Source organism: Curtobacterium sp. MR_MD2014 (genome assembly GCF_000772085.1).
Lineage (GTDB): Bacteria > Actinomycetota > Actinomycetes > Actinomycetales > Microbacteriaceae > Curtobacterium.
The window spans coordinates 1540792-1564483 of sequence record NZ_CP009755.1; the positions used below are offsets into that span (position 1 = coordinate 1540792).

Consider the following 23692-nt stretch of genomic DNA (forward strand, 5'->3'; position numbering starts at 1 on the left):
GCCGCCCGGTGCGCCACCCATGACCGGTCGGACGAAGACGTCCCGTTCCGAGATGGCCCGCCTGGGCTTCGCGGAGCTGTCGGAGAGCCTGGAGCGGATCGCCGGCCTGGAGGCCCGGTTCGGCCCCGACCTACGGGTGCCGGTCGCCGACGCCCCGGCCCTGTGGGAGTCCACGGCCGATCCCGACGGTGCGCTCCGGCTGCTCGAGCGGCTCCTCGAGCGTGCGCCGGACGAGCTGCGGCCGGTCCTGGCGGACCGGGCGGCCACCGAGCGGCTCGTCCGGTTGCTCGGTGCGTCGACGGGGCTCGGGGAGTTCCTCCACCGTCGTCCGGCGGAGATCGCGCTGCTGCTCGAGCCGGTCACCCCGCCGTGGTCGCAGGAGGCGTACACGGAGTCGCTGGCCGACGCGGTCGCGGACGCCACCGGTGAGGACGCCCGCCTCCGGCTGCGGGTGCGCTACCGGCGGCACCTGGCGCAGATCGCCCTGTTCGACGTGCTGCACCCCGCCCCGACCGAGGCGTTCCCGGCGGTCGCCGCGGGGCTCGCCGACCTGGCCGGCGCGGCGCTCGAGGCGGCGGTCGCCGTCGCCCGGCGCGAGGTCCCGTTCCCCGCCGCCGACGTCGAGGCCACCCCGCTCGCCGTGATCGGCATGGGGAAGGCCGGCGCACGCGAGCTCAACTACGTCAGCGACGTCGACGTCATCTTCGTCACCGAGTCGACCCGTGACGACGAGACCGGCTCCGGCGTCGGAACCGACCGCGCCGTCCTCATCGCGACGCGGCTGGCGATCGCGGCGACGCACGCCATCACCGACCTCGCGGCCGAACCGGCACTGTGGGAGGTCGACGCCAACCTGCGGCCGGAGGGCAAGGACGGCGCGCTCGTCCGGACGCTCGACTCGCACGTGGCGTACTACGAGCGCTGGGCGAAGGGGTGGGAGTTCCAGGCGCTGCTCAAGGCGCGGCCGATCGCCGGCAGTCGGGACCTGGGGGAGCGCTACGCCGCAGCGGTCGCCCCGTTCGTCTGGAGTTCCGCCGGCCGGCCCGGGTTCGTCGAGTCGGTGCAGCGGATGCGGGAACGCGTCACCGAGCACATCCCGGACGACGAGGTCGACCGGCAGATCAAGCTCGGGCCGGGCGGGCTGCGTGACGTCGAGTTCACCGTGCAGCTCCTGCAGCTCGTGCACGGCCGCGACGACGACACCGTGCGGGTCCGCTCGACGCTCGAGGCGATGGACGCCCTGGCCGCCGCCGGGTACGTGGGCCGACCCGAGGCCGCACGCTTCGGCCCCGACTACGCCCTGCTGCGCCTCCTCGAGCACCGCATCCAGCTCCGACGACTGCAGCGCACGCACCTCATGCCCTCCGACGAGGACGAGCTCCGGGTGCTCGCACGCTCGACCGGGCTCGCGACCTCGGCGTCGGCGCTCGAGCAGCGGTGGCGCGGCGTGAAGCTCGAGGTCCGCGGGCTCCACGAGCGGCTCTTCTACCGACCGCTGCTCTCGGCGGTGGCCGCGACCGACGGTGACATCGTCCTGACGAACGACCAGGCGGCCGACCGCCTCGGCGCGATCGGCTTCGCGGACCCCTCGGGCGCGCTCGGCCACATCCGCGCGCTCACGCAGGGCACGAGCCGGCGGGCCGCGATCCAGCGCAACCTGCTCCCCGTGCTCCTGCGGTGGATGGCCGAGGGGCCGGCTCCGGACCGGGCGCTCCTGGCGTTCCGGCGCCTCAGCGACACGCTGGGGGAGTCGAGCTGGTTCCTCCGCATGCTCCGCGACTCGTCGGGCGCCGCGCACTCCCTGACGACCGTGCTGTCCGAGTCGGCGTTCCTCGCCGGGTTGCTCGAGCGCTTCCCCGAAGCGGTCGCGTGGCTCGACGAACCGGAGACGCTCCTCCGGCCCCGACCGCTGGCGTCCCTGCTCGCCGAACACGCCGCGACGACCGCCCGACACGGTGACGACGTCGACGGTGCCGCCGCCCTCGTCCGGTCCGCCCGACGTCGCGAGACGCTCCGGCTCGGCATGGCCGCAGTGCTGGGCCACCTCGACGTGGACGCACTCGGTCCGGCGCTGTCCGACGTCTCCGAGGCGACCCTGACCGGAGCGCTCACCCTCGCGCGGCGCGACGCTCCCGAGGGCCTCGCGTTCGGCATCGTCGCGATGGGACGCTTCGGTGGCCGGGAGCTCGGCTTCGGGTCCGACGCCGACGTGCTCTACGTGTACCGGGCGCCGGAGGGCCTCGAGTCGGAGCAGGCCTCGCGGGCGGCGCAGCGCATCGTCCGTGAGCTGTCGCGGCTGACCGACGACGCCATCCACCCGTTCGAGCTCGACATCGACCTGCGTCCGGAGGGGAAGAACGGACCGGTGGTGCGGACGCTCGAGTCGTACGGCGCGTACTACGCCCGGTGGTCGTTGACGTGGGAGGCGCAGGCGCTCCTCCGGGCCCGTGGTGCCGTCGGCGACGACGGACTCCTGCGGGACTTCGAGCACCTGGCGGACCGGACCCGGTACCCGGAGCACATCGACGAGCAGGCGGTCCGCGAGGTCCGGCGCATCAAGGCCCGCGTCGAGTCCGAGCGGCTGCCACGCGGAGCCGACCCAGCGCGGCACCTGAAGCTCGGCCGCGGGTCCCTCAGCGACGTGGAGTGGTTCGTGCAGCTGCTGCAGCTGCAGCACGCGACGACGGTGCCCGGGCTGCGGACCACCTCGACGCTCGAGGCGCTCGACGCCGCCACCGCCGCCGGGCTCGTCGCGGCGGAGGACGCCGACCGCCTCGGCGCCGCCTGGCGCTTCGCGTCCCGCACCCGGAGCGCCCTCGTCCTCTGGTCCGGGAAGACGACCGACGTGCTGCCCGTCGACCGGGTGCAGCTCGAGGGCATCGCGCGCCTGATGGAGTACCCGCCCGGATCGGCGTCCCGGCTCGAGGACGACTACCTCGGCGTCACACGGCGCGCTCGCCAGGTCTTCGAGCGGGAGTTCTACGGCGCCTGAGGGTGGGGCGACACGCCCGGACCGACGTCCGCGGGGGAACGTGACACGTCGTCGTCGATGAATTCCTGATGTCGTCCGCCGTCCCCCGACGGCTGCCGCTCTGTACCCCGACCGGCACGGGCCCACCCGTCGTGACCGGACCGTGATCGGGGGCTGCGGACCGGGGCAGCAGCGGCCCCGACCAGACACCCCCCGGACGGGGGTACGTGCCCTTCGACCTGGGGTTTCCTGCACTGGTGAGCCGCGCCTCCCGGGCCGTCATCGGCTGCTGTTGCGCGCCGGGCGGCGGTGGACCGGTCCACATTCCTGCTGTCAGCAGCAGTGCGGACAGCCGCGGTCTGCCGCGAGGGGGACTGCGTTGTACCCCGTGACCTCCTGGAAACACCCCCGGACAGGGGTCGCGTTGCGGTGGCACCCAGCTTCTGCCTCAATGGGCTCACCCGAACCGCCCACGGTTCCTCGATGAAGCGGAATCCCCACCTCGAACGTTGAAGCAGGGATCGATGTTCACCTTCATTCTGCAGATCCGGCAGATGGTCGAAGGGCACCCCGAGTTCTACCTGTTCGCCGTGTACTCCGCGGTGATCTGGTTGCTCTGGCTGCTCAAGGTCGTCCTGTCCGCCCGCTACCGCCCCTACACCGGCACCTTCGTCGGGACGACCAGCGTGGTCGTCCCCGTCGTCGACGAGCCGATCGACCTCTTCCGTGACGTGATCGGCCGCATGGTCGAGCAGGGGCCGGGCGAGATCATCGTCGTCATCAACGGCGCGAGGAACGAGGCGCTGGAGCAGGTCTGCGACGAGTTCGCCCCGCTCGTCCGCTGGACCCACACGCCGATCCCGGGCAAGCGCAACGCCGTCAAGGTCGGCACCGAGATGTCGACGGGCGACATCACCGTGCTCGTCGACTCGGACACGGTGTGGACCCCGGGGACGCTCTCCGAGCTGCTCAAGCCCTTCGCCGACGAGTCCGTCGGCGGGGTCACCACCCGCCAGCGCATCCTCGAGCCGACGCGCTCGTGGATCACCCGGTGGGCCGACTGGCTCGAGAACTCGCGGGCGCTCTACTCGATGCCGGCGCAGAGCGTGCTCGGCCAGATCGGGTGCCTGCCCGGGCGCACCATAGCCTTCCGCCGGAACATCCTCGCCCGTGTCATGGACCGGTTCATGCACGAGGAGTTCATGGGTGTCTTCCTCGAGGTGTCCGACGACCGCACCCTGACGAACCTGACCCTCAAGGAGGGCTACCGGACCGTCTACCAGTACACGTCGCTGGTCTACACGGACGCACCGCTGCAGGTGAAGAAGCTGTTCAAGCAGCAACTGCGCTGGGCCCGCGGCTCGCAGTACAACACGCTGCGCATGCTCCCGTGGATGCTCGGTCACGCGCCGATCCTGGCGGTGTTCTTCCTCACCGACATCATCCTGCCGTTCATGCTCTTCGGCGTGATCGCCGGCTGGATCTACCGCGCGGTGACCGGGCAGGGCGAGAACCTGTACCAGGGCATCCTGCAGCAGTACGGCTTCTCGACGGGCTTCGTCTACGTCGCTGGGCTCATGGTCGTCTCCAGCGTGCTGAGCATGGCGGTCCGCCAGATGCGCCACCTCGCCGAGAAGCCGAGCGACTTCTTCCGGCTGCCGATGTTCATCATCGTGTCGACGTTCTTCCTCATGCCGATCCGGCTCATCGGCTTCTTCCGCCTGGCGCACGCGTCCGGGTGGGGGACCCGCGCCGGGGCGTACGCCGGTGGTCCGATGGAGGAGGACCCGGCGGCCGCCGTCCAGCCGACCGCCACCGGCACGCCGGTCAGCCCGGTCGACGCCGGGCTGCCACCGGCGGACCGCACCGACGTCGCCCGGTCCCGGGTCGACGTCGGCGACCAGGCCGCGGCCGACCGCGCGTTCGACGAGCTCTTCGGCGCCGACGCCACGACCAACTCGACCGCGACGGTCCTCGCCACCCGGCGATCGGCGGCGGCGGCCGTTGCGGCCCCCGCCGCGCCTGTCCGTCCGGCGTCGGCGAAGGCCCGCCGTCGCAACCCGTACGCCGCGATCCCGTACCTCATCGGGTGCGCGATCCTCGCACTGGAGGCGTTCCTCATTGTCTGACCTCATCCGTTCCACCAGCACGTGGTGGGCCCAGTCGAGCAAGCACGCCCGTCGCACCGCGATCGGCACGGTCGCGATCGTCCTGGTGCTCGGCCTGATCACCTGGACCGTGTGGGTGTCGCCGGCCGGCCCGGTGTCGAGCGCGGTGCAGACCGCCCTCGGCGTCACCCCGCCGAAGGCGAAGCAGCCCACAGCCGCCGAACTCAGCGCGAAGCTCGACGCGGCGCAGCAGACCATCTGGAAGCTCGAGGGCAAGCTCGACTCCTCGGGAGCGCAGGCCGGGTCGCGGGCCGAGGAGATCACCCGCCTGAAGGCGCAGATCGCCTCGCTGCAGTCCGACCTCGGCGCTGCGACGAGCAGCGGCAAGGCGTCCGCCGGCGGGTCGGGCCCGGCGGGTTCCTCGGGTGGGTCCGGTCCGAGCGGGAGCGCTGCGGGGACCGCCGCCGGCGCCTCCGACTCCGGCGCCGGCTCGGGCGGGGGCTCCGGCTCCGGCTCGGGCGCGGGCTCGGGCTCGGGCTCGGGCGCCTCCGACGGGACGGGCGGGAGCGGCGGGACCGCGGGCCCGTCGAAGGACCCGGTCGCGTCCGAACCGATCACGACCCCGACCAAGGCGCAGATCCTCGGTCAGCAGTCCCGCTGGTACGGGCTCTACACGACGCAGTCGCCCTTCAACTGGGCCGAGTACGACCGCGTCTCGCAGGAGGTCGGCCGGGCCACGAACATGGTGGGCTACTTCCAGGGGTTCGACCAGGACTTCAATGCCAGCGCCGTCCAGCGGTCGTGGGCGAACGGCCGCCTGCCGATGATGACGTGGGAGACCGTGCCCGCGAAGACCGGGAACGACCAGCCGTACGTCGAGGGCTACACGAACCAGGACATCGTCTCCGGGAAGTTCGACGACTACCTCGCGTCCTACGCAAGGGCGCTGAAGGCGAACGGGATGCCCGTCGTCATCCGCCTCGACCACGAGATGAACGGCCAGTGGTACAACTGGTCCGAGGGGTCGAAGCAGCAGAACGCGCCGGGGTCGTACGTCGCCATGTGGCAGCACGTGCACGACGTCTTCCAGGCCAACGGAGCGAACGACTACGTCATCTGGAACTGGTCGCCGTCGCGCATCGACAAGCTCGGCAACCCGAAGTACCAGACGCTCGACTACATGCGGCAGTACTACCCGGGCGCCGACTACGTCGACTGGGTCGGCATGAGCGGCTACTACCGCACGGCCACCGAGCAGCCCACGTTCCAGAACACCTTCGGAGCGACCCTCGCGCAGCTCCGGCAGGTCGCGCCGGGCAAGCACGTCCTGCTCAACGAGATCGGCGCCACCGAGACCGGCGGCAGCGTCTCGGACAGCCAGAAGTCGCAGTGGATCGACTCGCTCTTCGACGCCCTCGCCGACCCCGCCAACCGCGACGTCATCGGCTTCGCGTACTTCAGCCAGGTGGCCACCACCATCGTCGACGGCGCCCGCACCACGAACGACTGGCGCCTCGACTCCCGCGCCGACAGCCTGGCGACCTTCGCCGAGGGCATCGCCCGCACCGACACCGACTACGACCTGCAGGAGGTCAAGCAGTGACCGCTCAGAAGAAGACCGACGCCGCCGACGTGCGGCCGGCTCCCGTCATCAGTGTCATCGGCACCGGATACCTCGGCGCCACCCACGCGGCCGCCATGGCCGAGATGGGCTTCGAGACCATCGGCGTGGACGTCGACCCCGCGAAGCTCGCCGCCCTGTCCGCCGGCGAGGTGCCGTTCTACGAGCCCGGCCTGCCCGAGCTCATCACGAAGCACGTCGCCACCGGGAAGCTCCGGTTCACCGCCGACCTGGCCGAGGCCGTCGCCGCCGCGGACGTCCACTTCGTCTGCGTCGGGACGCCGCAGAAGGCCGGGTCGCACGCTGCGAACCTGACCTACGTCGAGGCCGCCACCCGCGGTGTCGCGGAGCACCTCACCCACCCGGGGCTCATCGTCGGCAAGTCCACGGTGCCCGTCGGGACGGCGGAGCGACTGCGCGGGATCGTCCGCGAGTTCAGCCCGTCCGGCATCCAGGCGGAGCTCGTCTGGAACCCGGAGTTCCTCCGCGAGGGCAAGGCCGTCGACGACACCTTGCACCCCGACCGTCTGGTCTGGGGCGGCGCGTCGGCGGCGGCGGACGCGGTGATCCGCGAGGTCTACGCGGCACCGATCGCCGAGGGCACGCCGGTCATCACGACGGACCTCGCGACCGCCGAGCTCGTGAAGGTCAGCGCGAACGCGTTCCTCGCGACGAAGATCTCCTTCATCAACGCGATCTCCGAGATGTGCGCCATCACCGGTGCCGACGTCACCACGCTCGCCGACGCTCTCGGGCACGACGTCCGCATCGGGCGCAAGTTCCTGAACGCCGGGCTCGGCTTCGGCGGCGGCTGCCTGCCGAAGGACATCCGTGCGCTCATGCACCGTGCGAACGAGATCGGCGCCGGTCGGGTCGTCGGACTGATGCAGCAGGTCGACGAGATCAACATGGGGCAGCGCGAACGGGTCATCGACATGACGATCGAGGCGCTCGGGGGTTCCGTGCTGAACCGCCGCGTGGCCGTGGTCGGAGCCGCGTTCAAGCCCCTCACCGACGACGTCCGGGACTCGCCGGCGCTCAACGTCGCTGCGGCGCTGCACCTCCGCGGCGCGCAGGTCACGCTGTGGGACCCGGAGGCGAACGAGACCGCTCGTCGCTCCTTCCCGACGCTGTCCTACGCGGCGACGAAGGAGGACGCGGTCGAGGGTGCGGACGTGGTGCTCGTCCTGACGGAGTGGGACGAGATCGTGCAGGCGTCGCCGGCGTCGCTCGGCGGCATCGTCGGCCGTCGCACCGTCATCGACGCCCGCAACTGCCTCCCGGTCGCCGACTGGGTCGAGGCCGGGTGGTCCGTCCGCTCCCTGGGGCGGCCCACACCGGTCGCGAGCTCGGCCGTGAGCGTGGCGGCGGGGTCGAACGACGTGCTGGCCGCAGCGCGCTAGTCGTCACCGTGCAGGAGCGGGGTCCGTGCCGGGGGCGGCAGGGACCCCGCTCCTGTGCGTCCGGGCGTACCTGGTCCTTCCGGGCGTACCTGCTCCTTCCGGGCGCGCCTGGTCCTTCCGGGCGTACCAGGTCCTTCCGGGCGTGGCTGGTCCTTCCGGGCGTACCAGGTGGTTCGTTCCGACCAGGTACGCCCGTTCCCGCCCGCCATCGCGCGCGTCATGGGAAGGAACGGGCGCACAGCAGGCGACTGTCTGGAGGCCCGGTGTCGGTCCGCCGGACCGGCACCGGGCCTCCAGGCGGTCACCACGACGGCACGACGCGCCCCGCACGCAGAAGGCCCCGCACCGGAACCGGAGCGGGGCCTTCGTGGTGTCAGCGAGGATCAGACGCCGAAGTACAGCTCGTACTCGAACGGGTGCGGACGCTGCGCGAGCGGGAGGATCTCGTTCTCACGCTTGTAGTCGATCCACGTCTGGATGAGGTCCTCGGTGAAGACGTTGCCCTTCGTGAGGAACTCGTGGTCCGCCTCGAGCGCCTCGAGCGCCTCATCGAGGGAGCCCGGCACCTGCGGGATGCCCTTGGCCTCCTCCGGCGGGAGCTCGTAGAGGTCCTTGTCCACCGGCTCGTGCGGCTCGATGCGGTTCTGGATGCCGTCGAGGCCGGCCATCAGCTGCGCCGCGAAGGCGAGGTACGGGTTGCCCGAGGCGTCCGGCGCGCGGAACTCGATGCGCTTCGCCTTCGGGTTCGTGCCCGTGATCGGGATGCGGATCGCGGCGGAGCGGTTGCCGGCCGAGTAGACCAGGTTGACCGGAGCCTCGAACCCCTTGACCAGACGGTGGTAGGAGTTGATCGACGGGTTCGTGAAGGCGAGCAGCGCCGGGGCGTGCTTCAGGATGCCACCGATGTACCAGCGCGCGACGTCCGAGAGGCCGCCGTAGCCGTTCTCGTCGTAGAACAGCGGCTTGCCGTCGCTCCAGAGCGACTGGTGGGTGTGCATGCCCGAGCCGTTGTCGCCGAACAGCGGCTTCGGCATGAACGTGGCGACCTTGCCCCACTGGTCGGCCGTGTTCTTGACGATGTACTTGAACTTCAGGATGTCGTCCGCGGCGTGGACCATCGTGTCGAACTTGTAGTTGATCTCCTGCTGGCCGCCGGTGCCCACCTCGTGGTGCGAGCGCTCGAGCTCGAAGCCCGCCTCGATCAGCTTGAGCGTGATGTCGTCGCGCAGGTCGGCCGTCTTGTCGACGGGGGAGACCGGGAAGTACCCGCCCTTGTAGGGGGTCTTGTTGGCGAGGTTGCCGCCCTCTTCCTCGCGGCCGGTGTTCCAGGCGCCCTCTTCCGAGTCGACCGAGTAGAACGACTTGTTCTGGGTCACCGAGTAGCGGACGTCGTCGAAGATGTAGAACTCGGCCTCGGGCGCGAAGAACGCGGTGTCCGCGATGCCCGTCGATGCGAGGTACTTCTCGGCCTTCTTCGCCACCTGGCGCGGGTCGCGGCCGTAGATCTCGCCGTTCCGCGGGTTGTAGATGTCGAAGATCATGATCAGCGTGCGCTCGGCGCGGAACTGGTCGATGTACGCCGTCGTCACGTCCGGGATGAGCTGCATGTCCGACTCGTGGATCGACGCGAAGCCGCGGATCGAGGAGCCGTCGAAGAGCTGTCCGACCGAGAAGAAGTCCTCGTCGACCGTCGACGCCGGGATGTTGAAGTGCTGCTGGACACCGGGCAGGTCCGTGAAGCGGATGTCGAGGAACTTGACGTCCGTGTCCTTGATGAAGGCGAGCACCTCGGAGGAATCGGTGAACATGTGTGTCGATCTCCTGGGGGGTAGGTGATGTCGGAGGTGCCGCGGGTGCACCCTCCGACGAGGCTATTGACACCGGGTTTCCCGGACATGACTGCATTGTTTCGTGCGTGTTACGGGCACGGAGTCGCCTACCCTTGGAGCATGGCCCGCAGCACCACCCCGCCCTCGGCGTCGTCCGCACACCCCGGTGGGGAGCACCCGGACGGGTGGCCGGGCAAGGACCTCGGGCTCCCCGAGGACGGGCCGCGCAGCGTCGGCCGCATCGGTCGCCGGGTCGTCGGGCTGCTCATCGACGGCATCCTGGCCGACCTCGTGGCGTACGTCACCGGCGTGTGGTCGCCGCTCGAGGGATCCGGCGACATCGCGCACACGTGGATCCAGCTCGCGATCTTCGCGGTGCTGCAGGTCCTGTTCATCTGCACGCTCTCGGGCTCCTTCGGTCACGTGTGCGTCGGCCTGCGGGTCGTCCCGATCCGCGGCGGCTACGTCGGGGTGTGGCGACCGGTCGTCCGTACCGTGCTGCTCTGCCTGGTCGTCCCGGCGCTCATCATCGACCGTGACAGCCGTGGTGCGCACGACCGCATCGCGGGGACGGTGCTCGTCCGGCGCTGACCGGCGCGGCCGGACGCGCGCGGAGCCGGTGGCGTGCGAACGACGCGCAACGACATCGTCGACGTCGTACGACAGCGGCGGTGTCGTTCTGCCCGCGGGTCCGGCGGGTACGGGCGGAGCGACGAGATCGTTGTCGCACGACAGCGGCGGTGTCGTTCAGCCCGCGGTCGCCCGGCGGCGGGGGGAGAACGACGAGATCGCTGTCGTACGACAGCGGCGGTGTCGTTCTGCCTGTCAGCACCACCGGCAAGCTCGGCGCTCCGACGAGACCACAGTCACGAGGAGCACGCGCCTCGCACGCAGCGACGCCCCCGACCTGGCACGGTCGGGGGCGTCGTCGCTCGGAGCGCGGGGGAGACGATCAGCGCGGACGCCCGGCGCGCGCACGCATCGGGTCCATGCCCTTGGGGATCGCGGCCGCCGGGCTGTGCGTGAGGGAGTCCAGACGGTTCGCGACCGCCAGGACCTCGTTGCGGTTGAGCGCCTTCTTGTACTTGTTCATCGCCCGCGGGAGCTTGTGCAGCGTCACGCCGTCCTCGTCGTCGTCGACGTGGACCACGTGCACGGGGACGTTCGGGACGATCCGCTGGACCTTGCGGCGCTCCTCGTCCACCTGGCGCTTGAGGTTGCCCCGCTGCCCCTCGGTGATGAGGACCACACCCGGGGTGCCGACCGCGCGGTAGACGGCGGCCTGGGACCGGCCGTGCACGGCGACGGGCATCTCGCTCGATCGCCACTGGCGGCGGAGCGAGTTCGAGAGCACGGCGCCGACGGCGCCCGGCTGCCCGGCGATCTGCGAGTAGGCGGCACGCTCCGCCAGCCGACCGAGGACGATGAGGAAGAGCAGCACACCGAGCAGCACGCCGGCCACGATCCACAGCGTGATCGCGAGCCAGTTCTGGCCCGGCAGGAGCAGCGCGAGCAGGACACCCGCGACGACGGGGCCGACGAACGCCAGCAGGAACCACCAGACGGACTTCGGGTCGGCCCGACGGGTCATGGTGAAGACCTGGTACATCTGCTTGAGACGACCCGGCTCCTTCGCCGTCGTTGCTTGGGGAGTGCTGCGTGCCATGCGACCAGGATACGGCCTCGACCATCGCTCGCAGACCGCTGGTGCCCAGGCTGTGGGCGAACGTCGCCGTCCACAGGTACCGCACGCCGGCCGGGGGGCCCGTCCGGCGTCCGTGAAGCTCGTCACCATGACGACGACAGCGGGCAGCAGACGGTGGTGCGGTGCACAGGACCCCGCCGACTTCTCGGGGTGGGTCGCCGACCGCGCCGCCGGCGCCGGCCCGCACCTCGTTCCGGTGACCCGGGTCGGCAGGTGCCCGCAGGGCCACCTCGCCGCCGAGGTCCTCGACCCGTCGACCCGCGCGCTCGAGGACGCACTGGAGGCACTCGGGACGCCGACCGAGGGCGTGGCGGTCACCCTGACGGTGCCCCTGCTCGAACTCGCTGCGCGGGCACGATCGGGTGCGGTCGTGCTCGGCGCCGTCCCCTTCGGCGCCGTGCGCGTCGACGAAGCGGGAGCAATCGTCGTCGAAGACCGTCCTCCCGGGGCGTCGGTCGCCTGCACGACACGCACGTCGGCCGATCCCGGTGCGGACGCCCGGGCGACGGCTCCTGCCACCAGAGCCCTGTCCCGGTCGACGCCGGTCGCTCGGGCCGAGGCAGCGGCAGCCTCCTCGCGGGTCGCGTGCACGCCGCCGGCGCACCCGCTCCCGTCTCCCCGTGACCTCGACGGCGCCCGCCAGCTCGTGACCGCCGCCCGTTCCGTGTGGGACCGTGTCGACGCGCGGTCTCCCGCCCGCAGCACGCTCGACCCGGTCCTCGACGCCGCGCGGGACGGGGACGCTCGGACGATCTCGGACGCGCTCGACATCGTCGTCGGAGTCGCGCCACCCCGACCCGTGCGCTGGAGCAGACCGGGCCTGGCCTTCCCCGACGAGGAGCCCGTCGGCGTCGGGCGTCTGCCGGACGACACCACGGACGCGATCGGCTCGGTCGCCCGGGTGGTGCGTGACCTGGTCGAGCGGGGGATCCCCCTGGGACGGGAGCGCCGAGTGCCGGTCCGGCACGTCCTCGTCGGCACGGTGGTCGCGGGTGGTCTCGTGACCGCAGCGACCGGTCTGCGCTGACCGTGCCCCGCGTCCGCGGCCGCAGGATCGCCGGACCGCCCCGGCCCGCGACGCACCGGGCCGGCTCCGCCGCTCCCGGTGGAACGCCGGACGGCCCCGGTCCCACCAGGGGACCGGGGCCGTCCGGTGCGGATCGGAGCGACGACTCAGTAGCCGAGGTTCGGGCCGAAGTTGCCCTCCTCGAGGCGGTTCTTCACCGCGACGAGGTACCGCGACGCGTCGGCGCCGTCGATGATCCGGTGGTCGTACGACAGTGCGAGGTAGACGAACGAACGGACGGCGATCGCCTCCTGCCCGTCGACCTTCACGACCGCCGGACGCTTGGTGACGATGCCCGTGCCGAGGATCGCGGACTGCGGCAGGAACACCACGGGGGTGTCGAACAGCGCGCCGCGCGAACCGGTGTTGGTCAGCGTGAAGGTGCCACCTGCGAGCTCGTCCGGCTTGAGCTGGTTGTTGCGCGTGCGCTCGGCCAGGTCCGCGATCGCCTTCGAGAAGTCGGCGAGCGAGAGCCCCGACGCGTCCTTGATCACCGGGGTGAGCAGGCCGCGCTCGGTGTCCACCGCGATCGACACGTTCTCGTGGTCCGGGTAGACGATCTCGTCGCCCTCGACCGTGGAGTTGATCTTCGGGTGGGCCTTGAGCGCCTCGGACGCCGCGAGGGCGAAGAACGGCATGAAGCTGAGCTTCGAACCGGTCTTCTCGAGGAACTCGGCCTTGTTCGCGTCGCGGAACTGCGCGACCTTCGTGACGTCGACCTCGACGACGCTGGTGAGCTGTGCGGTCGAGGTCATCGACTGCACGGCGCGCTCGGCGACCACCTTGCGGAGGCGCGTCATCTTCTCGCGCGTGCCGCGGAGCGGCGAGGTCTCGGCCACGAACGGGCCGGACGCCGCGGCGGCCGGAGCCGACGAACCGGCGGACGACGCCTTCGCGGCGGCGGCGAGCACGTCCTCCTTGCGGATGCGGCCACCGACCCCGGAGCCGGAGACCGTCGACAGGTCGACGCCCTGCTCGTTGGCGAGCTTGCGCACCAGCGGGGTGACGTAGCCGGAGGCCGACGCGTCCTGGTTCGGGTTCGGCACCGATGCCGACGCGGTCGAGCCGGATGCGGCCGGCGCCGGAGCAGCGGCCGGAGCCGGAGCTGCGGCGGGCGCGGGGACCGCTGCCGGCACGGCGGCGGGCGGCGGGACCGGAGCGGCCTGCGGGACGGGCGGAGCCGACGGTGCCTGCGGGGCGGCGGGCTGCGTCTGGCCACCGGGCGCCGGCTCGGCCTGCTGCGGCTCCGGAGCCTTCTGCTCCTCGCCCTGCTCGGTGCTCGGAGCCGTCTCGGGCTCGCTCTCCTCGGCGGCTGCGGCGTCCTGGTCCGCACCCTGGTCGTCCGACGAACCGGAGTCCGATCCGGACCCGTCGCCGATCTTCACCAGCGCGGTGCCGACCTCGACGGTCTCGTCCTCCTGGACGAGGATCTCCTCGACGACGCCGGCGATCGGCGACGGGATCTCGGTGTCGACCTTGTCGGTCGAGACCTCGAGCAGCGGCTCGTCGACCTCGACGCGGTCACCGACGTTCTTCAGCCATCGGGTGACCGTGCCCTCGGTGACGCTCTCGCCGAGCGCCGGGAGGTTGACGGATTCGCTCATCGGGTGGGCTCCTGTTCGCGGGTTGCTGTGGTGGTGGTTGTCATTGTCTCGGTGTGCACGGTGGACGTGGTCGTCACAGCGCGTGCAGCGGCTTGCCCGCGAGGTGGAGGAAGGCCTCGCCCAGGGCCTCGTTCTGCGTCGGGTGGGCGTGGACGAGCGGTGCGACGTCCTCCGGGTGCGCCTCCCAGTTCACCGCGAGCTGGGCCTCACCGATGAGCTCGCCGACGCGCGCGCCGATCATCGAGACACCGACGACCGGACCGTCGACGACCCGGACGACCTTGACGGCGCCGGAGGTCCCGATGATGTGGCTGCGGCCGTTGCCCGCGAGGTTGTACTCGTAGAAGTCGACCTTGTCCTTGCCGTACTCCTCCTCGGCCTTGGCCTGGGAGAGTCCGACCGAGGCGACCTCGGGGTCGGAGTAGGTCACCTTCGGGATGTTCGTGTCGGAGATGACGACGGGCTTCAGGCCCGCGATCTCCTCGGCCACGAAGATCCCCTGCTGGAAGCCGCGGTGCGCGAGCTGCAGGCCGGGGACGATGTCGCCGACGGCGTAGACGTTCGGCAGGTTGGTGGCGAGGCGCTCGTCGGTCGTGACGAACCCGCGGTCCATCGCGACGCCGACCTCGTCGAAGCCCATGTTCTGCGTGAGCGGGCCACGGCCGACCGCGACGAGGAGCACGTCGCCCTCGTAGGTCTTGCCGTCCTCGAGCGTCACGACGACGCCGTTCTCGTGCTGGTCGACGTGGTCGAAGCGCACGCCGAGCGAGAACTCGATGCCGCGCTTGCGGAAGGCGCGCTCGAGCTGCTTGGACATCGACTCGTCCTCGGCGGGGATGAGGTGGGGCAGGCCCTCGACGATCGTGACGTCGGCGCCGAACGACTTCCACACGCTGGCGAACTCGACGCCGATGACGCCACCACCGAGGATGACGACCTTGTTCGGGACGTAGTCCATCTTGAGCGCGGTCTCGGACGTGATCACGCGACCGCCGATCTCGAGGCCCGGCAGGGACTTCGAGTACGAACCCGTGGCGAGCACGACGTTCTTGCCGGTGACGGTCTGGTCGCCGACCTGCACGGTGTTCTGCGAGGTCAGACGGCCCCAGCCCTCGACGACGGTGATGCCGCGCGCCTTGACCAGGCCCTGCAGGCCCTTGTACTTCGAGTTGATGACGCCCTGCTGGTAGTCGATGACCTTCGGCACCTCGACACCCGCGAACTCGGCGATGACGCCGTACTTCTCCGCGTCGCGGGTGGCGTCGGCGACCTCGGCGGCGTGCAGCAGCGCCTTGGTCGGGATGCAGCCGCGGTGCAGGCAGGTCCCCCCGAGCTTGTCTCCCTCGATGAGCGCGACGCTCATGCCGAGCTCGGCGGCCCGGAGCGCAGCGGCGTAGCCACCACTGCCGCCACCGAGGACCACGACGTCGTAAGTCTGTTCCGTCACCTGGTGCAACTCCCTCGTGCGTGTCGGGATCCCGGTCGGACCCCACTGGACACCGCGGCGGCGGCGTCCGACGGTCGGACCGCATGGTTCCGGTCCCGTCCCGCTGGTTCCGGCGGACGCGCGTCGGTGCGCAGCCCGCCGGACACCAACCTACTACCTGGACTGGAGCTCTTCTGCGAGCCCGATGAGCGTCCGGACCATGACGCCGGTCGCGCCCTTGCCGAGCCAGCCGTACCCGCCGCCCTTGTGCTCCGAGGGGCCCGCGATGTCGAGGTGCGCCCACGGCACGCCGTCGCCCACGAACCGCTCGAGGAACTTGCCGGCGAGGAGCATCCCACCGGCCGGGTTGCCCACGGTCGCGTTGACCATGTCGGCGACGTCGCTGGCGAGTCGCGCGTCGAGCTCCTCGGGCAGGGGCATCGGCCAGATCGGCTCGGCGACGGCGTCGGCGACCGCGCGGACCCGTGCGACCAGGTCGTCGCTGCCCATCAGGCCGGTGGTCCGGTCGCCGAGGGCGACGACCTGTGCGCCGGTGAGCGTCGCGACGTCGACGAGGGCGTCGGGCTGCTCGAGCGAGGCGGCGACCATGCCGTCGCCGAGGACGAGTCGGCCCTCGGCGTCGGTGTTCGTGACCTCGACGGTCTTCCCGTTCTTCAGGGTGAGCACGTCGCCGGGGCGCGTCGCGGAGCCGGACGGCATGTTCTCGGCGAGGCACAGCCAGGCGGTGACCTTCGTGTCGAGGCCGAGGCGCGCGGCGGCGATCGTCGCGGCGAGCACGGTGGCGGCGCCGGTCATGTCGGTCTTCATGCCGAGCATCGACGCGGCGGGCTTCAGCGAGAGGCCGCCGGAGTCGAAGGTGATGCCCTTGCCGACCAGTGCGAGGTGCTTGGACGCCGACGACGGCTCGTAGCGGACGACGACCAGGCGCGGGGGACGCTCGGAGCCGCGGCCGACCCCGAGGATGCCCCCGAAGCCCTGCTCCTCGAGCTGCTGCTCGTCGAGGACCTCGACGGTGAGGGGGAGGCCCTCGGCCTGCGCGACGGCGACGTCGGCGACGTCCGCCGGGCCGAGGTCGCCGGCGGCGGTGTTCACGAGGTCACGGACGAGTGCTGCCGCGTCGGCGACGATCGCGGGCCGGACGGTGGCGTCGGCGGCGGTGTCGGCCGGCGCGACGACCGCGATGCGCTGGTCGCCCCGGGCCGGAGCCGTCGTACCGGTGCCCTTGTGCCGGGTGAAGGCGTAGGAGCCGAGCGCCGCACCCTCGAGCGCGGCGTCGACGAGCTCGGCCGAGTCGGTCGGCAGCGCCAGCGCGATCGACGCCGCCTGGGGGAGCTGGCGGACCGCGCTGCCGGCGGCCGCGCGGACGGACGCCGCGTCGACCGTGGCACCGAGGCCGACGAGTGCGATCCCGGCCGCGGCGACGCCGGTACCGGGGAGGCGGACCAGCTGGTCCTTCGCACCCGTCACACCGACGGAGCCCAGGTCGAGGTCGGCGAGCGCGTCCAGGGCGCCGGCAGCGCTCTGAGCGATCGTGGGGGCACCGCCGTCGGTGCCCGAGCGGACGCCGAGCACGAGGACGTCGGCGTCGACGTCGGAGGGGGTCGAGGTGGTGGTGGAGAGCGTCGGTCGGACCATGCGCCCAGCCTAGCCAGCACGTGTTCGCCGAGAGCGTCGGGCCGACGCAGGGGTCGGGTCGGGGGTGCCGCCTAGCATGGGGACGGTGAACCACCCCGAGGACCTGTACTCCGCTCCCGACGGCGCGCCGACCGTCCCGGCCGGGCTGCACCTGGTCGCGGGCCTGACCGGCTTCGTCGACGCGGGGTCCGCCGTCGCGCAGGTGGCCACGTCGATCCTCGACGGACTCGACCACGAGCTCGTCGCGGAGTTCGACCCGGACGTCCTGCTCGACTGGCGCGCCCGCCGGCCGGTCATCACCTTCGAGCACGACCACATCACGGCCGTCGAACCGCCGCGCCTGGCGCTGCACCTGGTGCGCGACGAGCTCGGGCAGCCGTTCCTGTTCCTCACCGGGTACGAGCCGGACTTCCAGTGGAACCGGTTCGTCGACGCCGTCACCGGCCTCGCCGACCGCCTGCAGGTCGCGGACACGACGTGGGTCCAGTCCATCCCCATGCCCGTCCCCCACACCCGTCCGATCAGTCTGACGGTGTCGGGGACCCGCGCGGACCTGGTCGAGCAGCTGAGCGTGTGGAAGCCGGAGACGCAGGCGCCCGCGAACGTCCTGCACCTGGTCGAGCACCGGCTGACGCAGCTGGGTGCATCGGTCACCGGGCTCGTCCTGCTGGTCCCGCACTACCTCGGCGACACCGAGTTCCCCGACGCGGCGGTCACCGCACTGTCGAGCATCGCGGCGGCCACCGGTCTGATCTTCCCGACCGACGCGCTGCGTGCGTCCGACCGCGAGTTCCGCACACGCGTCGAGGAGCAGGTCGCGGGCAACCCCGAGCTCCAGCGCCTGGTCGGTGTGCTCGAGGAACGGCACGACACCTACATGGAGGGCAACCCGGTCGCGTCGCCCCTGACGAACGAGGACGGCGAGGTCCCGACCGCCGACGCGATCGCGGCCGAGCTCGAGCGCTTCCTGGCCGACCGGCGGTCCGACGGCGACGCGTCGACCGACTGACGGGGAGCGGGCTGCGCCGCTCGCGGCCTGGAGGCTCCTCCACGGCCCGCACCGCGCCTCCCGTCCTCCACAGCGAGTGTCGGGCGCGGGCCGCGCGTCGGTAGCCTTGTCGGGTGAACTCCCGCCGTGCCTTCCTCGTCTGGGGCGTCGCGGTGCTCGCCTACGTCCTCGCCGTGGTGCAGCGGTCGTCGCTCGGGGTCTCCGGCGTCGACGCGCAGGACCGCTTCGCGGTCTCGGCCGCGGTCCTGTCCACGCTCGCCGTCGTGCAGATCGCCGTCTACGCCGGGCTGCAGATCCCGGTGGGGATCGCGCTCGACCGGGTGGGGCCGCGCAGGCTCGTGCTGCTGGGCGCCGCGCTGCTCGTGGTCGGCCAGGTCGTCGTCGCGTTCTCGCCGACGATCGGCCCGGCCATCGCGGGCCGGGTGCTCGTCGGGGCCGGCGACGCGATGACCTTCATCTCGGTGATCCGTCTCGTCCCGATGTGGTTCACGGGCCGCATCCTGCCGCAGATCTCCCAGTGGACGGGCAACCTCGGTCAGGTCGGACAGGTCCTGTCGGCCTTCCCGTTCGCCGTGCTCCTGCACACCGCCGGGTGGACCCCGGCGTTCGGGGTCGCCGCGGCCGCGAGCCTGGTCGGTCTCGTGCTGGCGGTCGTCTTCGTCCGCAACGGCCCCGTCGCGGTGCGGACCGACACGATCCCACTGCCCCTGCCGCACTCGTGGCGCGGCGCCTTCCACACCTTCGGGCACGCGCTGCGGCGGCCGGGCACGCAGCTCGGCTTCTGGTCCCACTACGTCACGCAGTCGTCCGGCACGGTCTTCTCGTTGCTGTGGGGCGTCCCGATGCTGCGCGGCCTCGGGTACAGCCCGTCCGAGGCGGCCGGCTTCCTCACCGTCGTCGTCGTCACCGGCTTCGTCGTGGGACCGGTGCTCGGCGTGCTCTGCGCCCGGTTCCCGCTCCGGCGGTCGAACCTGGTGCTCGGCATCGTCCTGGCGCTCGGGGTGGTGTGGACGGCGGTGCTGCTCTGGCCCGGGCACCCGCCGACGTGGCTGCTCGTCCTGCTCGTGGTCGCGATGGGGGTCGGCGGCCCGGGATCCCTCATCGGTTTCGACTTCGCGCGCAGCTTCAACCCGGTCGGGTCGCTCGGCTCGGCGAACGGCGTCGTGAACGTCGGCGGGTTCCTGGCGGCCTTCGTCATGATGTTCCTCATCGGGACGCTGCTCGACGTCGTGTCGGGCGCGACGGGGCGCACGGTGTTCGCCTGGGACAACTTCCGCATCGCGCTCACCGTCCAGTACGTGGTGGTCGGGTTCGGCGTCGTGATGCTGCTGCTCGCGCGCCGACGGACCCGGCGGCAGATGCACGCGCAGGACGGAATACGGGTGGGGCCGCTCTGGGTTGCACTGGTTGCGCGCCTGCGGAAGCAGGCCGTGCAATAATGGAGGACGGACCCGTTCGGGCCCCTCACGACCGCGTCGCCTCGCTGCGCCGCGGGGGTCGGGGGACTTGACATGGGTCCTCATGCTGCCCGGAACGGTAGGACCTGACGACGCGGGGGACTGCGGCCCAGGCCCTGGGCGGCGAGGGAAGCCACGACCCCACGAACGTGGCACGACGAGAGAGGTGATCGCATGGCTGCCCGGAGCACGACGATCGATCCCACGAAGGACACCGAGCCCGAGGCCGTCGCGGCGGACGACGCCGACGCGGCCGAGGGGAAGGCTGCGCCGAAGAAGCGCGCCACCAAGACCACCGCCGCGAAGAAGCCCGCTGCGAAGGCAGCGCCGAAGAAGACGGCCACGCGCGCGAAGAAGAAGGACGACGACGAGGACGAGGACGACGAGGCCGTCGAGCCCGCGGACGACGCCGTCGACGCGACGGACGACGCCGAGGACACCGAGACCGAGGAGAAGGACGCCAAGCCGGACGCCGCAGCAGCGGTCGCCGCGGGCGCGCTCGTCATCTCGCAGTCCGACGACGACGAGGCACCGGTCTACTCGACCACGATCACCGGCGCCACCGCCGACCCGGTCAAGGACTACCTGAAGCAGATCGGCAAGGTCGCGCTCCTCAACGCCGAGCAGGAGGTCGAGCTCGCGATGCGGATCGAGGCCGGCCTGTTCGCCGAGGACAAGCTGCAGCACTCGACCGGTCTCTCCAAGCCGGAGGAGCGCGAGCTCCGCTGGGTCGCCCGTGACGGGCAGCGCGCGAAGTCCCACCTGCTCGGCGCGAACCTGCGCCTCGTCGTCTCGCTGGCCAAGCGCTACACGGGCCGCGGCATGCAGTTCCTGGACCTCATCCAGGAGGGCAACCTCGGTCTGATCCGTGCGGTCGAGAAGTTCGACTACACCAAGGGCTTCAAGTTCTCGACGTACGCCACCTGGTGGATCCGTCAGGCGATCACCCGCGCGATGGCCGACCAGGCCCGCACCATCCGCATCCCGGTGCACATGGTCGAGGTCATCAACAAGCTGGCCCGTGTGCAGCGCCAGATGCTGCAGGACCTCGGTCGCGAGCCCACTCCGGAAGAGCTCGCCCGCGAGCTCGACATGACCCCGGAGAAGGTCGTCGAGGTGCAGAAGTACGGTCGCGAGCCGATCTCGCTCCACACCCCGCTGGGTGAGGACGGCGACTCGGAGTTCGGCGACCTGATCGAGGACACCGAGGCGGTCGTGCCGGCCGACGCCGTGGGCTTCACGATGCTGCAGAAGCAGCTCGAGAGCCTGCTCGACTCCCTGTCCGAGCGCGAGGCGGGCGTGATCCGCATGCGCTTCGGCCTCGGTGACGGTCAGCCGAAGACCCTCGACCAGATCGGGGACACCTTCGGCGTGACGCGCGAGCGGATCCGACAGATCGAGTCCAAGACGATGGCGAAGCTCCGCCACCCGTCCCGGTCGCAGTCGCTCCGCGACTACCTCGAGTAGGCCGATGCGCTTCCTCATCCCGATCCTGGTCGGGCGGGTCCTCCGCGCCCTCGCACGTGCGCGGGGCGGCGGGTCCGCCTACCCGGGCTACATCGTCCTCAAGCTGGTGCCGGACTTCCTCCAGCACGTGACGAAGCAGTTCCCGAACGGCGTCGTCTTCGTGCTCGGCTCCAACGGCAAGTCGACGACGACGCACATGATCTCGGACATCGTCCGGGCACACGGCCTCCGCGTCTTCACGAACCCGTCCGGTGCGAACCTGCCGCAGGGCATCGCCTCGGCGCTGTTGTCCGAGGTGTCGCTGACCGGCAGGCTCAAGGCGGACATCGGCATCCTCGAGGTGGACGAGGCCTTCGCGGTCGAGCTCGCCGGCATCCTGTCCCCGTCGACGGTGACGATGCTCAACGTGCAGGTCGACCAGCTCTACCGGTTCTTCGAGACCGAGCGCGTCGCGACGATGATGCTCGACACGGCGGCGTTGTCCACGGGGAACGTCATCACGAACCGGGACGACCAGTTCCTCGACGCGTACGCGGGCCGCTCGGGCCAGCGCGTGCTCCGCTTCGGCGCGAGCGCCGAGGTCGTCGCTGCGGCCCCGAACGGGCTGCAGAACGCCGACGACTTCGACCGGACCGCCGGCGAGCCGAACCCTGCCGAGTCCGAGGTCGTCGCCAACACCGGCGACGGAGCGACGATCCGGTTCGACGGCACCGACATCCCCGTCCGGCTGCCGGCACGGGGCCTGCACTACGCGGTGGACGCGGCGGCCGCGACCGCGACCGCGAGCGCCGCACTGGGTGCGCAGTTCCGGGCCGACGCCGTCACGAGGGCCTTCGGCACGATGAAGCCCGCGTACGGGCGAGGCGAACGGCTGCCGATCGCTGGCGAGTCCGCCGAGTTCACGATGTTCAAGAACGCGGCGAGCCTGCAGCTCAACCTCGACGCCCTGCCGGACCGCCCGGAGCAGGTCCTCATGGCGATCGACGAGGGCACCCCGGACATCTCCTGGATCTACGACATCGACTTCTCGAAGCTCGACCACGTGGACGTCGTGTCCGGGGACAAGGCGTGGCAGATCGCCATCGCGCTCGAGCACGCCGGTGTCCGCATCGGTCGTGTCGAGCCCGACGTCGAGGCTGCCATCCGGCACATGGAGCAGCTCGGCTCGACGACGTCGGGGACGAAGAACTTCATCGTCAACTACGAGATCATGATGATCGCCCGCAAGGCCCTCGGCCACGGCGACATGGAGAAGACCGCATGACGGCCGACCGGCTGACCATCCTGCACGTCTACCCGCGTCAGATGGGGGTCTCGGGCGACCGCGGCAACGTCGTGGCCCTCACCCGCCGTGCCGAGGCCGCCGGCATCGCCACGGAGGTCGTCACGTACGCGCCGGGCGACCAGCTCCCTGCTGCGGCCGACGTCGTCGTCGTGGGCAACGGGCCGCTCAGCGCCATGCGCTCGCTCGGGGCCGACGTCACGCGTGTCGGGGCGTCCCTCCGCGAGTTCGCCGCTGCCGGCGTGCCCGTCGTGGCCGTCGGCGGGGGCTTCGACCTCGCGACCAACGAGGTCGTCCCCACCGAGGGATCACCCGTCGCGGGCTTCGGCGTGTTCGACGCGCGGGCCGTCCGCGGTGCCGAGCGTCGGGTGAACTACTTCGTGCTCGACACGCGGTACCCCCTGCTGCCCGGCGCACCGAAGCGTCTCGCCGGCTTCGAGGACCACGCGACCCGGATCGAACTGGCTCCGGGCGTCGAGCCCTTCGCCGACGTCGTGTCCGGTGGCGGCAACCAGGCCGGGTCCGCCGTCGAGGGGGCGATCACGGGTTCGTCCTTCGGCACGCACACCCAGGGGCCGATCCTGCCGCTCAACCCGCAGCTGACCGATGCGGTGCTCGCTGCGGCGACCAAGCGCCTCGGGCGCGAGTACGCGCCGGACCCGGAGCGGACGGCGACCGTCGACCGGTACGCGCGCGAAGCGCGCGCGACCGTCGACCGCTACGTCGACAAGGCCTTCAAGCGGATCGCCTAGTCGACCTGGCGGTCGTCACGACGACGAACGGGAGGCGCGGTGCCAGCTGGCACCGCGCCTCCCGTTCGTCCGTCTGGTGACGACTACTTCGACTCGTGGAGTCGGCTGCTCTCGTCGTGCCACTCGAGCGCGGTGGCTGCGAGCTTCTCCTTGAACTCGGCGCCGTGGTGGGCGCAGAAGTAGAGCTCGCCGCTGGCCATGGTGGCGCGGATGTACGCCTGCGCTCCGCAGCTGTCGCAGCGGTCAGCGGCGGTGAGCTGGTGGCTGCTGGCTTCGTCGATGGAGAGGTCCTGCACGGTCTGGGTCATTGCTGTGCTCCTCACGGATCGCAGGTGG

Annotated in this window: 17 protein-coding genes; 11 read left to right on the top strand and 6 right to left on the bottom strand. The window is 71.4% G+C overall.

The features are described from left to right. The first annotated feature begins 19 nt into the window (after positions 1 to 19). The 4 genes from NI26_RS07105 to NI26_RS07120 all read left to right on the top strand — a co-directional run bounded on the left by NI26_RS07105 (position 20) and on the right by NI26_RS07120 (position 8103). Positions 20 to 2992 (top strand): bifunctional [glutamine synthetase] adenylyltransferase/[glutamine synthetase]-adenylyl-L-tyrosine phosphorylase, encoded by a 2973-nt coding sequence (locus tag NI26_RS07105; protein ID WP_066654030.1) that lies wholly within the window; start codon positions 20 to 22, stop codon positions 2990 to 2992. A gap of 503 nt (positions 2993 to 3495) precedes the next feature. Then, on the top strand, positions 3496 to 5100 hold the full coding sequence (locus NI26_RS07110; protein ID WP_066654032.1) for a glycosyltransferase family 2 protein: 1605 nt from the start codon (positions 3496 to 3498) through the stop codon (positions 5098 to 5100). Then, complete coding sequence (locus NI26_RS07115) at positions 5093 to 6682, top strand: glycoside hydrolase family 26 protein (RefSeq protein WP_066654034.1); 1590 nt, start codon at positions 5093 to 5095, stop codon at positions 6680 to 6682. Before NI26_RS07110 ends, NI26_RS07115 begins: the two co-directional genes overlap by 8 nt. Then, a complete protein-coding gene (locus NI26_RS07120; protein WP_066654036.1) occupies positions 6679 to 8103 on the top strand; it encodes a UDP-glucose dehydrogenase family protein in 1425 nt (474 codons plus the stop codon). The genes NI26_RS07115 and NI26_RS07120 overlap by 4 nt, the downstream gene beginning before the upstream one ends. Before the next feature lie 383 nt (positions 8104 to 8486). Here the strand turns inward: NI26_RS07120 and glnA are convergent, their stop codons facing one another. After that, positions 8487 to 9911, bottom strand: a complete 1425-nt coding sequence (glnA, locus tag NI26_RS07125; protein ID WP_066654038.1) for a type I glutamate--ammonia ligase — start codon at positions 9909 to 9911, stop codon at positions 8487 to 8489. Between the two features lie 141 nt (positions 9912 to 10052). Here glnA and NI26_RS07130 point away from each other — a divergent pair, with 141 nt between their 5' ends. After that, positions 10053 to 10523 carry an RDD family protein gene (locus tag NI26_RS07130; RefSeq protein ID WP_066654040.1) on the top strand — a complete coding sequence of 157 codons (471 nt, stop codon included), beginning with the start codon at positions 10053 to 10055 and terminating at the stop codon, positions 10521 to 10523. A gap of 361 nt (positions 10524 to 10884) precedes the next feature. Here the strand turns inward: NI26_RS07130 and NI26_RS07135 are convergent, their stop codons facing one another. Beyond that, positions 10885 to 11598 (bottom strand): DUF4191 family protein, encoded by a 714-nt coding sequence (locus NI26_RS07135; RefSeq protein WP_058728606.1) that lies wholly within the window; start codon positions 11596 to 11598, stop codon positions 10885 to 10887. A gap of 127 nt (positions 11599 to 11725) precedes the next feature. On the opposite strand from NI26_RS07135, the gene NI26_RS07140 reads away from it, so the two are divergent. After that, entirely contained in the window at positions 11726 to 12664 is a 939-nt protein-coding gene (locus NI26_RS07140; RefSeq protein ID WP_144411288.1) for a hypothetical protein, read from the top strand. Between the two features lie 146 nt (positions 12665 to 12810). Here NI26_RS07140 and sucB read toward each other — a convergent pair whose 3' ends face one another. The 3 genes from sucB to NI26_RS07155 form a co-directional block, all read right to left on the bottom strand. Further along, positions 12811 to 14307 (bottom strand): 2-oxoglutarate dehydrogenase, E2 component, dihydrolipoamide succinyltransferase, encoded by a 1497-nt coding sequence (sucB, locus tag NI26_RS07145; protein ID WP_066654044.1) that lies wholly within the window; start codon positions 14305 to 14307, stop codon positions 12811 to 12813. Positions 14308 to 14380: 73 nt separating this feature from the next. Next, positions 14381 to 15754 carry a dihydrolipoyl dehydrogenase gene (lpdA, locus tag NI26_RS07150; RefSeq protein WP_066654046.1) on the bottom strand — a complete coding sequence of 458 codons (1374 nt, stop codon included), beginning with the start codon at positions 15752 to 15754 and terminating at the stop codon, positions 14381 to 14383. Between the two features lie 153 nt (positions 15755 to 15907). Beyond that, positions 15908 to 17389: a leucyl aminopeptidase gene (locus NI26_RS07155; RefSeq protein ID WP_066654047.1), complete on the bottom strand. Its 1482-nt coding sequence runs from the start codon at positions 17387 to 17389 to the stop codon at positions 15908 to 15910. A gap of 76 nt (positions 17390 to 17465) precedes the next feature. Here NI26_RS07155 and NI26_RS07160 point away from each other — a divergent pair, with 76 nt between their 5' ends. The 5 genes from NI26_RS07160 (at position 17466) to NI26_RS07180 (ending at position 23356) form a co-directional block, all read left to right on the top strand. Then, positions 17466 to 18398 carry a proteasome assembly chaperone family protein gene (locus tag NI26_RS07160; protein ID WP_066654048.1) on the top strand — a complete coding sequence of 311 codons (933 nt, stop codon included), beginning with the start codon at positions 17466 to 17468 and terminating at the stop codon, positions 18396 to 18398. 113 nt (positions 18399 to 18511) lie between these two features. Next, entirely contained in the window at positions 18512 to 19837 is a 1326-nt protein-coding gene (locus NI26_RS07165; protein ID WP_066654049.1) for an MFS transporter, read from the top strand. A gap of 192 nt (positions 19838 to 20029) precedes the next feature. Further along, positions 20030 to 21322 carry an RNA polymerase sigma factor gene (locus tag NI26_RS07170; protein WP_066654052.1) on the top strand — a complete coding sequence of 431 codons (1293 nt, stop codon included), beginning with the start codon at positions 20030 to 20032 and terminating at the stop codon, positions 21320 to 21322. Between the two features lie 4 nt (positions 21323 to 21326). Next, entirely contained in the window at positions 21327 to 22586 is a 1260-nt protein-coding gene (locus NI26_RS07175) for a MurT ligase domain-containing protein (protein ID WP_066654054.1), read from the top strand. Further along, complete coding sequence (locus tag NI26_RS07180) at positions 22583 to 23356, top strand: type 1 glutamine amidotransferase (protein ID WP_066654057.1); 774 nt, start codon at positions 22583 to 22585, stop codon at positions 23354 to 23356. The genes NI26_RS07175 and NI26_RS07180 overlap by 4 nt, the downstream gene beginning before the upstream one ends. Before the next feature lie 83 nt (positions 23357 to 23439). Here NI26_RS07180 and NI26_RS07185 read toward each other — a convergent pair whose 3' ends face one another. Continuing rightward, the gene (locus NI26_RS07185; RefSeq protein WP_066654059.1) at positions 23440 to 23664 is read right to left on the bottom strand and encodes a DUF7455 domain-containing protein; all 225 of its coding nucleotides are present in this window, start codon (positions 23662 to 23664) and stop codon (positions 23440 to 23442) included. Between the last annotated feature and the right edge of the window lie 28 nt (positions 23665 to 23692).

Excerpts from the sequence above, each read along its gene's own strand:
- NI26_RS07105 (WP_066654030.1), top strand. The coding sequence starts at position 20 with ATGACCGGTCGGACGAAGACGTCCCGTTCCGAGATGGCCCGCCTGGGC.
- NI26_RS07110 (WP_066654032.1), top strand. The coding sequence starts at position 3,496 with ATGTTCACCTTCATTCTGCAGATCCGGCAGATGGTCGAAGGGCACCCC.
- glnA (WP_066654038.1), bottom strand. The coding sequence starts at position 9,911 with ATGTTCACCGATTCCTCCGAGGTGCTCGCCTTCATCAAGGACACGGAC.
- NI26_RS07130 (WP_066654040.1), top strand. The coding sequence starts at position 10,053 with ATGGCCCGCAGCACCACCCCGCCCTCGGCGTCGTCCGCACACCCCGGT.
- NI26_RS07135 (WP_058728606.1), bottom strand. The coding sequence starts at position 11,598 with ATGGCACGCAGCACTCCCCAAGCAACGACGGCGAAGGAGCCGGGTCGT.
- NI26_RS07140 (WP_144411288.1), top strand. The coding sequence starts at position 11,726 with ATGACGACGACAGCGGGCAGCAGACGGTGGTGCGGTGCACAGGACCCC.
- sucB (WP_066654044.1), bottom strand. The coding sequence starts at position 14,307 with ATGAGCGAATCCGTCAACCTCCCGGCGCTCGGCGAGAGCGTCACCGAG.
- NI26_RS07155 (WP_066654047.1), bottom strand. The coding sequence starts at position 17,389 with ATGGTCCGACCGACGCTCTCCACCACCACCTCGACCCCCTCCGACGTC.
- NI26_RS07160 (WP_066654048.1), top strand. The coding sequence starts at position 17,466 with ATGGGGACGGTGAACCACCCCGAGGACCTGTACTCCGCTCCCGACGGC.
- NI26_RS07170 (WP_066654052.1), top strand. The coding sequence starts at position 20,030 with ATGGCTGCCCGGAGCACGACGATCGATCCCACGAAGGACACCGAGCCC.
- NI26_RS07175 (WP_066654054.1), top strand. The coding sequence starts at position 21,327 with ATGCGCTTCCTCATCCCGATCCTGGTCGGGCGGGTCCTCCGCGCCCTC.
- NI26_RS07180 (WP_066654057.1), top strand. The coding sequence starts at position 22,583 with ATGACGGCCGACCGGCTGACCATCCTGCACGTCTACCCGCGTCAGATG.
- NI26_RS07185 (WP_066654059.1), bottom strand. The coding sequence starts at position 23,664 with ATGACCCAGACCGTGCAGGACCTCTCCATCGACGAAGCCAGCAGCCAC.